This is a genomic window from Pseudomonas sp. GL-R-19, assembly GCF_019956375.1.
Lineage (GTDB): Bacteria > Pseudomonadota > Gammaproteobacteria > Pseudomonadales > Pseudomonadaceae > Aquipseudomonas.
This window is the reverse complement of the sequence record NZ_JAHBDJ010000006.1, coordinates 74123-86862: the sequence shown is the minus strand read 5'-3', so window position 1 is coordinate 86862 and position 12740 is coordinate 74123. Positions and strand designations below refer to the sequence as shown.

At 55.0% G+C, this 12740-nt stretch carries 11 protein-coding genes; 1 reads left to right on the top strand and 10 read right to left on the bottom strand.

Features of this window, described 5'->3' with window-relative positions; translation table 11 throughout:
• Positions 1-132: 132 nt before the first annotated feature.
• The 9 genes from KGA83_RS03790 to KGA83_RS03750 all read right to left on the bottom strand — a co-directional run bounded on the left by KGA83_RS03790 (position 133) and on the right by KGA83_RS03750 (position 9759).
• Positions 133-1146 carry a GlxA family transcriptional regulator gene (locus KGA83_RS03790; RefSeq protein ID WP_223528465.1) on the bottom strand — a complete coding sequence of 338 codons (1014 nt, stop codon included), beginning with the start codon at positions 1144-1146 and terminating at the stop codon, positions 133-135.
• A 37-nt stretch (positions 1147-1183) separates the two neighbouring features.
• The gene (locus KGA83_RS03785; protein WP_223528462.1) at positions 1184-2182 is read right to left on the bottom strand and encodes a 4-hydroxyproline epimerase; all 999 of its coding nucleotides are present in this window, start codon (positions 2180-2182) and stop codon (positions 1184-1186) included.
• Positions 2183-2194: 12 nt separating this feature from the next.
• Complete coding sequence (locus KGA83_RS03780; RefSeq protein ID WP_108217569.1) at positions 2195-3043, bottom strand: ABC transporter permease; 849 nt, start codon at positions 3041-3043, stop codon at positions 2195-2197.
• Positions 3040-3888 carry an ABC transporter permease gene (locus KGA83_RS03775; RefSeq protein WP_223528460.1) on the bottom strand — a complete coding sequence of 283 codons (849 nt, stop codon included), beginning with the start codon at positions 3886-3888 and terminating at the stop codon, positions 3040-3042. Before KGA83_RS03775 ends, KGA83_RS03780 begins: the two co-directional genes overlap by 4 nt.
• Positions 3885-5003 carry a glycine betaine/L-proline ABC transporter ATP-binding protein gene (locus tag KGA83_RS03770; RefSeq protein ID WP_223528457.1) on the bottom strand — a complete coding sequence of 373 codons (1119 nt, stop codon included), beginning with the start codon at positions 5001-5003 and terminating at the stop codon, positions 3885-3887. The genes KGA83_RS03775 and KGA83_RS03770 overlap by 4 nt, the downstream gene beginning before the upstream one ends.
• 74 nt (positions 5004-5077) lie before the next feature.
• On the bottom strand, positions 5078-5929 hold the full coding sequence (locus tag KGA83_RS03765) for a glycine betaine ABC transporter substrate-binding protein (RefSeq protein WP_108217566.1): 852 nt from the start codon (positions 5927-5929) through the stop codon (positions 5078-5080).
• A gap of 65 nt (positions 5930-5994) precedes the next feature.
• On the bottom strand, positions 5995-7341 hold the full coding sequence (locus KGA83_RS03760; RefSeq protein ID WP_108217565.1) for an NAD(P)/FAD-dependent oxidoreductase: 1347 nt from the start codon (positions 7339-7341) through the stop codon (positions 5995-5997).
• Positions 7338-8855: an aldehyde dehydrogenase gene (locus tag KGA83_RS03755; protein ID WP_108217564.1), complete on the bottom strand. Its 1518-nt coding sequence runs from the start codon at positions 8853-8855 to the stop codon at positions 7338-7340. Before KGA83_RS03755 ends, KGA83_RS03760 begins: the two co-directional genes overlap by 4 nt.
• On the bottom strand, positions 8848-9759 hold the full coding sequence (locus tag KGA83_RS03750; protein WP_223528453.1) for a dihydrodipicolinate synthase family protein: 912 nt from the start codon (positions 9757-9759) through the stop codon (positions 8848-8850). Before KGA83_RS03750 ends, KGA83_RS03755 begins: the two co-directional genes overlap by 8 nt.
• Positions 9760-10242: 483 nt before the next feature.
• Here KGA83_RS03750 and KGA83_RS03745 point away from each other — a divergent pair, with 483 nt between their 5' ends.
• Positions 10243-11478: an aromatic ring-hydroxylating oxygenase subunit alpha gene (locus KGA83_RS03745; protein ID WP_223528450.1), complete on the top strand. Its 1236-nt coding sequence runs from the start codon at positions 10243-10245 to the stop codon at positions 11476-11478.
• A gap of 114 nt (positions 11479-11592) precedes the next feature.
• On the opposite strand, the gene KGA83_RS03740 is transcribed toward KGA83_RS03745, so the two are convergent.
• Positions 11593-12546 (bottom strand): LysR family transcriptional regulator, encoded by a 954-nt coding sequence (locus tag KGA83_RS03740; RefSeq protein WP_056724831.1) that lies wholly within the window; start codon positions 12544-12546, stop codon positions 11593-11595.
• Positions 12547-12740 lie beyond the last annotated feature (194 nt).

Sequence of the window (12740 nt, the reverse complement as noted above, 5' to 3'; positions counted from 1 at the left end):
CCTTAGCGTGTCAGCAACATCAGGTTTTGAAGCGTTTCACTAACGCATCCAGCACAAACAGCCACGCCACGAAGTCGTTAGCCCACCGTCGCGGTAAACACCACCAATCACAAAGGTTTCAACAGGCGTTCTTTACTTCACCAGCCGCGTTTCTCTCGAAGGCCGGTAACCAAAATACGAGCTGTAGCATTTGCTGAAATGGCTCGGCGAAACAAAGCCGCATGCGACCAGCACATCAACCTGAGACAGGTCTGTGTGCTGAAGCAATCGCCGTGCTTCGGTAATGCGTAATTCCAGGTAATACCGTTGCGGCGTGGTACCCAGTTGTTCTTTGAACAAGCGCTCTATTTGTCGACGGGAACGTCCGGCATAGACCGCCAGTTGCTCCATTTGCAACGGTTCTTCCAGGTTGGCGTCCATCAGCTTGACCACCTCTTTGAGGGGGGCGCTCAACGAGATGTTCTGTGTCGGTTTGATACGCCGATACCGCGACTCCTCGAAAGACAGAATGTCTTCGATGCCCTCGACAAGCGCCTTGCCGTGCAGCCCTTTGATCCACTCGAGAGCCATATGATAAGCACCCGCCGGACTCGAAGCCGTGAGCCGGTCTCGATCCATGACAAATGCTTCACTGGTGACATGCGTGACTTTTGAAATTTCTGCGAGCGCAGGTCGGTGTTCGGGATGAATCGCACAACGATACCCCTCAAGCAAACCTGACACGCCCAAAAACCACGCCCCATTCCACAGCCCGGCCAGGGTGATACCCAGTTCCGATGCCGTTTTAAGGATGCTGATCAGCTCGTGATTGACTTTGAGTTCGGTGCGATAGCCGCCGCATATGACCAGCAAATCAAGGTCTTTGAGTGCTGCCACGTCCAAACGCGCATCCGGTCGAATGATCAGGCCAAGGTCGCTGGCAACCTCTCCGTCCTGCAACCCGAAGGTTCGTGAAGAGAACAACGCAGGCCGCAAAAGGTTGGCAGTGACAATCGTATCGAGCGCCTGCGTAAATGCAGGCAACGAGAAGTGCTCGAGCAGTAAAAAACCTGCCCGGGCATGAGTCGTCGGCTCACTCCGAGTCTCTTCCAGATAACGCAGGTTTTTACCTTTCATACACCCGCTGAAATCTCGTCGTTCGATCACTTTACGCCTCGCTTGTTTACTCTAACGAACGCACTGTTTATGCGAGCTGGAACCCGTGGGCCAGAGGGTCCTTGTCATCGACGAAAATAGTGTTGTGACCTATCACCTCAGCCCAGCCGCTGACACTTGGCTTCATTGCGTCGAAGGTTCCGACTTTTACCGACGCCTCAACCTTTCCTTCGTAGATTGTACCGATCAGACTTTCAAGTCGGTAAATATCACCGACGTTCAGCTGCCCCTTTGCGAAGAGCTGAGCCATCCGTGCCGAGGTACCGGTACCGCCGGGAGAGCGATCAATGGCTTTATCACCGTAGAACACTGCACAGCGGCCATGCACGGTTCTGCTCTGTGGTTTGTCACACCAGATGATGTGATGAACACCACTGATCCTACTGTTCTCTGGATGTACAGGGTCACAAATGGCCGAGAGCGCTGCGCGCAGCTTCTGGCTCAACCCCACGATGTCAGCTGTCGTCTGCCCTTCGAAACCAGTCCAGCACGCCTGTGGTTCGACCACCGCATAGAAATTCCCGCCGTAGGCGATGTCCACCGTAAACGTACCAATACCAGGTACTTCCACCACCACATCGGCACTGTGCAGGTAGCTGGCTACGTTGAACAAGCGAATCGACTCAACAAATTCGCCGCCCAGGGTATATTCGACATCGACCCGTCCCGCCGGTGTTTCAATCGCCAGTTTTCCCGGCTCACGAGGTGTCACCAGGCCCTCTTCGATGACCACGGTCGATAATCCGATGGTGCCCGCTCCACACATCGGCAGGCAGCCGCTGACTTCGATAAACAACGCACCGAAGTCGCAGTCATCACGTACCGATGGATAAATAATGACGCCAGACATGATGTCGTGTCCCCGAGGCTCGAACATCAATGCGGTGCGTACCCAGTCGTGGTCACGCACGAAAATATCGCGACGTTCGGCCATCGATACGGAGGGCATCAGCGGCGCTCCGCCCGCTACAACCCGAACCGGGTTGCCGCACGCGTGCGAATCAATGCAAAAAAAGCTGCGTCTCATACTGATGCCCTTTCAAAGGAGTTTGCTGGGGGAGTGACGCTGCAACGCGCCCCGTGACAGTCGATCCAGCAGCAGCGCAATAGCGACAATGGCCAAACCTGCTCGCAGCCCCAAGCCCATCTCCATCCTGGAAAGGCCTCGGGTCACTTCAGCCCCCAGACCGCCCGCCCCCACCAGACCGGCCAGCACCACCATCGCCAGCGACATGAGGATGCATTGGTTCAGGCCTACCAACAGCGTCGGTGCGGCAGTCGGCAGTTCGATTTTGAACAGAATGTCTTTAGGTGAAGCACCGGACGCCTGGCCCAACTCAAGGAGATCCTTGGGCAGCTGTTTGAAGGCCAGGGTCGTCAATCTGAGCATCGGCGGGATGCCGTAAACAATCGTTGCGATGATCGCGGGCACCCGTCCCAAGCTGAACAGCATCACGGCGGGAATCAGGTAAACCCAAGGCGGCACGGTTTGCATGATGTTCAGAATCGGCAGCAACGCTTCATCTACACGCTTCACCCGGGCCGCCAGAACCCCCAACGGGAAAGCGATGGCCACCGAGATCAGGACCGACACGCTGACGAGCGCAATTGTCTGGATGGACGCGACCCAAAGGCCCGCAAACAAACAGAAAGCCAACATCACCGCAGCGAAAACAGCGACCCGCTTATTGGCAAAAAAGAACGCCACGACGACGACAATACCGATGAACAAATACGGATGGGGTGCCAGCAGCGCTCCCTCCACTGCACCGAGTACCGCCTCAACGACCTGACTGATTCCTTTGAACAAACCATGTAAATTCGTGTTCAGCCAATCAACGGCAGGCGCCAGGTAATCGCCTGGAGAAAATTGAATGTGCGATGTCATTGAGAAGCCCCCACCCGCGCCTGTGCAGCACTCTGCGCCAGACGATCCAGGATCATGGTCAGGATAACGATAGCAATGGCTGCGTTGATCGACTTGGCGATATCCAACGTACGGATGGAACCGTAAATCGCCTCGCCCAAACCGCCCGACCCCACAATGCCGGCGATGACGACCATACCGAATGCCATCATCAGGCTTTGGTTAACGCCGGCCATGATGCTGGGCATGGCGAACGGTAAGCGGATCTTGAAAAACATCTGCATACCCGTCACGCCGCTGGCATCTCCCAACTCGATGAACTCCTTGGGCGTCATGCGAATACCCAGGGAGGTCAGTCGTAGCGCAGGGGGAAGCGCGACGATAAAAGTCGCCAACAGCGCCGTGGCGGGGCCGTAGCCGAGCAGTGCAATGGCCGGTAGCAGGTAGATGTAGGGCGGCATCGTCTGGATCAAATCCAGACAAGGATCAACCACACGATCAAAGGCCGGCGCCAGGCCCGCGACGACTCCCAGCGGAATGGCGACCGCCAGTGCCAACACGGTAGCAGTGAGCACCAGTGCAAGCGTACTGACTGTCTCCGGCCACAACCCGATGAGGTCGCACAGCAACAATGCCAGACCTGAGAGAATCGCGAAGCGAACGCCAGCCACACGCCAGCCAATCAACGCCAGGACAATCGCCACGACGTAATGCGCTGGATAAGCGATACACCACAGCACGCCTTCGTAAATGCCATTGAGCACCGCATTGACGGCATCGAACACGAACTCGCCATTATCTGAAAGCCATTCCAGCCCCGTATCAATGGATGCATCGAACTGACTGGAAAAAACCGGCGTGCTCATGCGGACGCCTCCATCGCATTGGCAGTTGCTACGGGCGCCAATTCATTGGGAATACCTTGCACGCCCCGCAACAGATCACGCGGGGTAATGATCCCCACCACTGTGCCGTTATCGACGACGGCGAGCGCGTCACGCTCGGACTTCATCGTTAATCCGATAAGTTCATCGATATCGGCGTCAAGCGAGGTTTTGGTCAGCCTGGAGATGTCGCATGTCGGGTGTGCTGCCTTGTAGACCTGGACCGACGTCATGACCGAGTGCGCCTTCACCAGATGCAATCGGGAAATGCCGGCGACGAATTCCGCCACGTAGTCGTCAGCCGGGTTGAGCACGATTTCCTCGGCGGTGCCAACCTGAATGATGGCGCCATCCTTCATGATCGCAATGCGATCACCGATGCGGATGGCCTCGTCCAGGTCGTGTGTAATAAACACCGCGGACTTGCCCAGCTCCTTGGTCAGCTGGCGGAACTCATCCTGCAACTGTCGGCGAATCAGCGGATCAAGCGCGCTGAACGGCTCATCCATCAAGATTATTTCCGGGTCGGCAGTGAGTGCACGCGCCAGTCCGACCCGTTGTTGCATGCCACCGGACAGCTCGCTCGGATAGCGTGAAGTCCACTCGCTCAATCCAACCTTCGCCAGCGCCTGCTCGGCCACTTTGTAACGTTCAGCCTTGCCCACACCCTGCACTTCCAGGCCAAACGCGGTGTTCTCAAGAACCGTACGGTTAGGCAGCAAGGCAACGCTTTGAAAGACCATACCGATGTGACGCGCCCTCACCTCTCGCAGTTGTGCCGGCGACAAGGATGAAACGTCCTTGCCTTTGACCAGCACCTTCCCCGAGCTCGGGGTGATCAGCTTGTTCAACAACCGTATAAGGGTGGATTTGCCACTGCCGGACAAACCCATGATGCAAAAGATTTCCCCCCGGCGAACCTGGAGACTGACATCGGAAACCCCGACCACACAGCCATAGTTTTGCAGGATCCGGGTCTTTGAAAGACCCTGCTGAACAACCGCATCCATGGCTGTCGGTGCATTTTTACCGAAGATCTTCCAAACCGACTGGCAATCCACCAGCACTTCGTCAGTATTAATTGTGGCCATCGTCATTTCGCAATCCATCGAACCAGTTGTTTGCTGGTTTTATAATTAATCAAAGGGCGGCAGTGGCAAACAAACAAAACTCAATAGTTCTTGATATTTCCCCAACGATTTACAAGATCTGTATGGCTATCTATCCAGCCCTTGATAGCCTCGTCCATGGTCTTGCCATCCTTGACTTCAGCATTCATTGCGGTGATGTCGGTGATAGGCACATAAACGCTGGCCATCAGTTCACGCGCACGCGGATTGGCTTCAGCGAAGCCTTTGTGTCCGATCCAGTAATAACCCTGCAATGGCGGGAAGACCCCTTTTGGATCTTTCAGGAATTTGAGATCAAATTTCTTGGTCATCCAGGAAGGATCCCAGACGGTTACCGCCACCCATTCTTTTCGGTCGACTGCCGACTTCAAAGCCGCGGTCATTGCCGAAGTACTGCCTTCGACCAGCTTGAGCTTGATGTCGTACGCCTTGACCACGTTGTTCGCGTCACTCATCAAACCCGAACCAGGCTCGATGCCTATGATTCTGTTACCCAACTTGTCCGCGTTTGCATTCAGCTGTTCGATGGAGTCGATGTCTACGTAACCGGGTACTGCCATGCCCTGATAAAGACCAAAGGAGACCGGTGACAGCTTCTCGATTTTGTTCTTGTTCTTTTTCCAATAATCGGCGGCGGCGTAATCAATCTGGGAGGCCAACACCTGAATATCCCCTTTGCTGAGTGCAGCGTAGGCGATACCCCACTCGGAAAACTCCACGACTTTTACGGTATACCCGGCGTTCTCAAGTACCTTCTTGGTAATGCCGGTAATGGGCACCAAATCCTCCCAGGACATGGTCCCCATTACTATGTTTTTTTCTTCAGCCTGTGCCTGCAAACTCATCATGCCCACAAACGCGAGCGCGCAGAATGCCTTCCAGATATTTCTCATGGATTGTTCCGTTCTTATTAGTGACTTGTTAAACGGCCTTTATAGAAAGCCGACGACTTAACTTATTAACCTTCTCGCCCGGCCCAAAACTCATGCCAACGAATAACCGAACTGACGCCCAGCTTCGTTATTATTTGGGGGGGTAACCTGCTGGGCCCTGGTGCATGACTGAAACTGTCCAGAAAATCAGAGCGTGTACCCGAAGCCAACTCCGCCGCCATTACACCTGCCAGGGTGCTCTTGACCGTTCCCAACCCATTTTCGCAGCAAGCCGAATACAGGTTTTCTTCGATCTCGCCAAATGCAGCGGCGCTGTTACGACTCAGACACAGACGGCCGGCCCAACTGAATTCCAACGCAGTGGATTTCAATTCCGGAAAGCGGGCGTCCAAGGAGTGTCGCTGCTCCTTGGCCACCGCCGCTACACGTTCTGGCGTGACCTGGATACTCGGGTCATAGGTGAACTTTGTCCGGATGACGATACGCGAGAGACCGTCTGTAGAGATTTTACGAACAGTCGCTCCCATTGGATCAGCTGGCAACAATGCCCACTTGGCTCTACCCGGCACGTCTTTCTTGAATGCATCATCACTGTACGCGGCCGTCATGGAGGCGTAAGTGAAGACGTGCAACAGGCGTCCTTGATAATGACCAAAGTCTTCAATGTGCCCGTTAACCCCAAGAATGACCTTGGGTGCGTGCACCGTCCCGTTATGAGATCGAGCGATCCAGCCGCTTCCCCGCTTGGTCAATTCAATAATCGGAGAGCGTTCGAACAGCGTGATTTTCCCTTCCAGCCCTGCTGCCAGGTCTCTAATGTATTGCGCGGGTTGAATCAACACTGCGCCGGGCGTGTAGATCCCACCGTGGTAATAGGTGGACCCGGTGATTTCGCGCATTTGCGCGGCATCAAACATCTCGAACTTCTCGCCGATGCGCTCAAGGGATTGAGCGTAATTGACGTTCAGCTTCAATCCCCGCTCAGTGGCGGCCGCGTTGATCTTCCCGGAAGGGTCGAACGTTTCGGCAGACATGCCGTACTCCCGCGCGGCTTCAGCGGCAAAAGCAATCGCAAAACGATTTTGGGTGATTTCCAGTGCCGTTGCAGACTCACTCGCCACGGAATATTCCCCGGACGACAGACTGTGCGGCACATCGATCATGAAGCCAGAGTTCCTGCCTGCCGGCCCCTTGGCGACTTCATGAGCATCGACCACAACAATGCTGTCACCCGGGTGTAACTGTGAAAGTCTGCGAGCGGCGGACAGGCCGGCAAAACCGGCACCGATAATCAGCCAATCCGCCGTCACGTTTCCATCAAGCATGCGGACAGGCGCAGTGCGTGCGGAAATCGCCTCCCAACCTGAAACCCCGGTGTCTACCGGTAGGCGCTTGATGGTATGGGTGCTCATTTTTCGGTCTCTTCATCCGACCGATCAGACACATCGATCCAGATGGTTTTGATTTCGGTGTACTGGTCATGGGCAAAAATGGATTTGTCCCGACCACCGAAGCCCGACTCTTTGTAGCCGCCGAATGGCGTCGAGGCATCGCCCTCACCAAAGCAGTTCACGGTGACGATGCCGGCGCGAATTTCCCGCGACAACTTGATCGCCCGGCGCAGGCTGCCGGTATAAACCGAGGCCGCCAGGCCGTACACCGTGTCATTGGCCAGCGCAATGGCTTCGGAGATCGTGTTGAAGGTGGTGACCGAAAGAATCGGGCCGAAGATCTCTTCCTGGAACAGCCGGTTGTCTCGACCAACTCCGTCAATCACCGTTGGCTCTACAAAGGCACCGTCTTTGGTCGCGCCTCCGTAGACAACTTCAAGCTTTCCGGCGGCGGCGTGCTCAAGGTACGACTTCACTTTTGCGAAATGCTCAGGGCTGACCAGCGACCCTACGCGGTTCTGCGGATCGAGCGGATCGCCCATCTTCCATTCGCTGATGTAGGCGCCCATGCGCTGCAGCAGCTCGTCTTTAACAGAGGCGTGGACGATCAGACGTGAAGTCGCGGAGCAGTTTTCGCCCATGTTCCAAAACGCGCCATTGACGACATGCTGAGCAACGAGGTCCAGGTCTTGGGCATCGTCCATCACCACGGCCGGATTTTTTCCGCCGCACTCAAGGACGATGCGCTTCAGGTTCGAATCGGCGGCGTAATGCAGGAAACGGCGGCCGGTCGCGGTGGAGCCGGTGAAGCTCACCATATCGACGTCGTTGTGCAAGCCAATGGGCTCGCCGACCTCTTTGCCCGTGCCGGTCACAATGTTGAGGACGCCAGCGGGAACGCCCGCTTCAAACGCCAACTGAGCGACACGCAATGTGGTCAGCGACGTTTGTTCGGCAGGTTTGACGATGACCGAACAGCCCGCAGCGAGCGCCGGGCCGATTTTCCAGGCCAGCATCAGCAGCGGGAAATTCCAGGGCAATACGCAGCCCACCACGCCGATCGGCTCCCGGACCACCATGGTCAGCGCGTCGCTGCCAACCGGGGCGGTGTTGTCGTAAATCTTGTCGATCAGTTCTGCGTGCCAGCGGATCGTGTGGATGGTGTCGGGGATGTCGACCAACTGACATTCACTGACCGGTTTGCCGCTATCGAGGCTCTCGAGGACGGCCAGTTCGTATTGATGGCTTTCAAGCAGGTTTGCAAACTTCAACAGAACCGCTTTGCGCTCTCTGGGAGAAATCGATCTCCAGCATCCATCCTCGAAGGCCTCTTTGGCATTGCTCACCGCAAAGTCGACATCCTCGGACGAACAGGCGGCGACGTCAGTCAAAAACTCACCCGTCGCCGGATTGTTCGTGGCGAAGGTTTTGCCCGAGATCGCGGGCTTGAACGCTCCATTGATGAACGCCTTGGATGGCAACGAAATGTCTTTGGCCAGAGCGGCGTATTCGGCCTTGCTCAGAAGATCACCCATGGCTGGCTCCCGAAGTAATGTTGGCTACGTTACGTTTGAGTTCAGCAATGACCGACGCGAAACTCTGCTTTTCGTCCGCTTCAAGTGGCTGCAATGGCAGGCGCACGTTACCGACTTTCAATCCGGCAACTTCGCAGCCGTACTTGATCGACTGCACGAACTTGCCACCGTCCAAGGCATTCATCAGCGGCATCATTGCCGACATGATTTGACGGCCTTTGTCGAAGTTCTTTTCGATCACGCAGGCTTCATAAAGCGCAACGTGTTCCTTGGGCAGGAAGTTGGACCCTGCGCACACCCAACTGCGGGCGCCCCAGGCAAAAAACTCGAGGGCCTGGTCATCCCATCCACAGGACAAGGCGATGTTGGGGAACTGCCGGGCCAGCCTATGCACCTGGCCCATGTCGCCGGAACTTTCCTTGATGGCGACGACGTTTTTCGATTGGCTGACACGCGTGAAATATTCTTCATCCATCGAAACGCACATGCGCCCCGGATAGTTGTAAAGCATGATCGGCAAGTCCGCTGCGCGATCGATAGTGAGCGCGTGAATCGCGTTTTCCTGTGAGGTTGGCAGCGCGTAAGGCGGGGACGTGACGAGAATCGCGTCTGCTTTGATCGATTTCGCATCCTTGGCGTACTGAACCGCATCTTCGGTGCGAATCGCCCCGGTACTGACGATCAGTTGCACCCGAGTGCCGATCACATCTTTGGCGTAGGCCGCCAACTCGGTGCGTTCTTCCGACGTCTGCGCATAGTACTCGCCGGTCGACCCGCCGATAATAATGCCGTGCACCTTCGCCTCAATCAGCGACTCCAAAACTTGCGAGTACACATTCCAGTCAATATCTCCATCAGAATTATAAGGAGTTACTGCTGGCGTATAGATACCTTCAAATTTCAAGATAAATGCTCCAAATGCGAGTTAGGTGGAAGATCAGTGAGCGCGTCATCCTTGATGCCTTGAACACGATAAAAATCCCCATGTTTTCACGGGACTGTTGCCAATGCTCAAACACGAGATCGCCAGAGGTTGTTTTACTGACTAAGTACCGTTAGCTGTTGAATCCAGACTGGCATGGGGCAACAGAGTGGTCAATAGCGTGTCTTCCTCGCGCAGACATCTTTAAAGCCATATAGCGCACAGAATCGAAAAATATTTATCCTTTAAAATCAGCTTGTTATGAATAACAGCTTAAAGCTACGCTATCGATCGATAACATTTGTTTATGCATTGATAAGCGTAAAAGTTTCTTGTTGGGGTGTGATTGCAGACGTAGTCTTTACAACAGCGATATTTTACCGGCGAAATGGCGTTATCCAATTTCGAGATTGATGCAAACAATGGTCTTTTGTCGTCCCTTTGGTATTTTGGAGTGTGTTGACCGTGAGCACTAAATCGGCAGTTTCAAATCTAATCGCGCAGCGCAAGCCTGACCACGCGCTGCCAGGTGCCCTCTATAGCGACCCAGATGTTTACCGGCAGGATCTGGAACAGATCTGGCACAAAAGCTGGATCTTCGCAGGGCACACATTTGAGCTGGAGAAGTCGGGTCAGTACCTGTCGCTGCAAATCGGCGATTACCCTGTCGCTATCGTCCGTGGCGCAGACGGGCAGATTCGTGCATTCCACAACGCCTGCCGTCATCGCGGTTCCAAGGTGTGCCCGCAAGCTAGCGGCAAAGTCGCCAAACTGGTGTGCCCTTACCACAAATGGACCTTCGAGCTGGACGGCAGACTGCTTTTCGCCGGGAACATGGGGGACGATTTCGACAAGTCTCAGCATGGGTTGAAGTCCGTGCATTGTGAGGTCGTTGAAACCTATATCTATGTGTGCGTCGCTGATGTGGCTCCTGACTTTTCGTCATTCAGAAAATCTCTGACGCCTTTCGTTGCGCCTCATAACCTGGACGACTGCAAAGTCGCGTTTGAGTCGAACATCATCGAGAAGGGCAACTGGAAACTGGTTTTCGAGAACAACCGCGAGTGTTACCACTGCGATTTTACTCACCCGGAATTGATGCACTCATTCGTCGACAACCCATCAGTGGGTGGCGCCGGCGGCGATGAGGATCTTGAACTCAAAGAGCATTGGGATCGCTGCGAAGCGGCAGGCCTGCCCAGCCGATTGGTCATGGACGAAGACGGTCGCTTCCGCATGACGCGCATCCCCCTTTTTTCCGGGGCCGTCAGCTACACAATGGATGGCAAGCCTGCGGTTGCCGGCCGCTTGGACACAACCGGTGAAGCCAACATCGGTGCGCTGCTTTATTTCAACTACCCATCAACCTGGAACCACTTTCTGGGCGATCATGCGTTGAGCTTCCGCGTTCTGCCCATCGGTCCGGGCGAGACGTTGGTCACTACAAAATGGATCGTCAAGAAGGACGCGCAGGAAGGTGTCGACTACGACATCGATCGCCTGACCAAGGTTTGGCTTGCAACCAATGACCAGGATCGCACCTTGGTTGAAGGCGCACAGGTCGGCGTCAGCTCCCCTGCTTACGAGCCGGGCCCGTTGTCGGTGGCCAGCGAAATCGGTGTGTGCCAGTTTGATGACTGGTACTGCAAAACGATGCTTGAGCAGCTCAATGACACGATCCCGTTGAGATCTGTCGGCTAAGTGCAACACTGCCGGTGGTGAGAACCACGAATGATCACCACCGGCATACCCAAACTTCTCCCCTCCTCGCACCCCGGGTCACTGCTCGGTCAGTACTCATGTCTTCTAAACAGCTCAGGAAAACTGGGCGAGAATCCAGTCGCGTAGCCGGCAACAGGCGTCGTCATTGATCCGGTCTTCACGAAATGTCAGATAGTGCTGACTTTCATGGAGAACCACTTCCTCTTCGATCGGCCGAATCAGCGTGCCGTTTTCGATCAGGTTTGCAACCAGGTGATTCCATCCGAGGGCTACGCCCTGATGGGTCAACACCATGCTGATTACCAGGTTGTAGTCGTTCGCGTTGAAAACGTGAGGGCTGTCGTGGGGACGTTTCTCGATATCGACATCGTGATAAGCCAGCCAAACGCCCCAGTCAACGTGCTCCGCTACCTGGGATCTGCCATAGGGACTGAGGTTTAGCAAAACCCCGTCGCGCAGTGCCTCCAGGCTGGACAGCTCAGGGTGCTCCTCTTTGTAACGAGGAGTGCACACCGGGTAGATGACGTCATGAAACAACGGATAACTGCGGTAGCCATCCTGAATCCTGGCCATTTTTGTGATGAAGATGTCCGGAGTTACACCCGGCTCCATCGACAAAAAGTTTTGAGTGGTGACCAGATTGAGGTCGATATCTGCGTTTTTGGTAAAAAACCCCGGCAGCTTCGCTGCGAGCCAGAGGGCTGAAAACGCGGGAGAACAGCAAAGCGTCAACGTGCGCTTGCCTGCATTGTTGGTACGAATGCGCTCCGCCGCCTGGGAAATGTTGACGAAAGATATCTGTGCCGCATCAAAAAAGATGGTTCCAGCTTCCGTCAACTCGACTGCTCGCCCCACTCTCTTGAAGAGATCCACCCCAAGGTACGCCTCAAGTTCCCGAATCTGACGGCTGATTGCCGCTTGAGTTACGCACAGTGCTTCTGCCGCACGCGTAAAGCTCTGATATTTTGCGGCGGCTACGAATGACTTCACTGCTTTCAGAGACGGCATTTTCAGCAGCGTCATGTCTGGATCGATGTGCTTAACCATAACCTAGAGTATTGAATATCCGGTTCGGGGCCCTTCGGAGGGCCATTAGGGACGAGATCGGCGAGAGGGTTCCACCTAGAGCCTACGCTGGAGCGTAGCTCAAACGCAGGGCCTAAGACAGGGCCAGCCGCAGTCGTCTGCGCAACTGGCGCTGTCACAGTCGCAAATGGACATAATTAAATTATTGATAACAT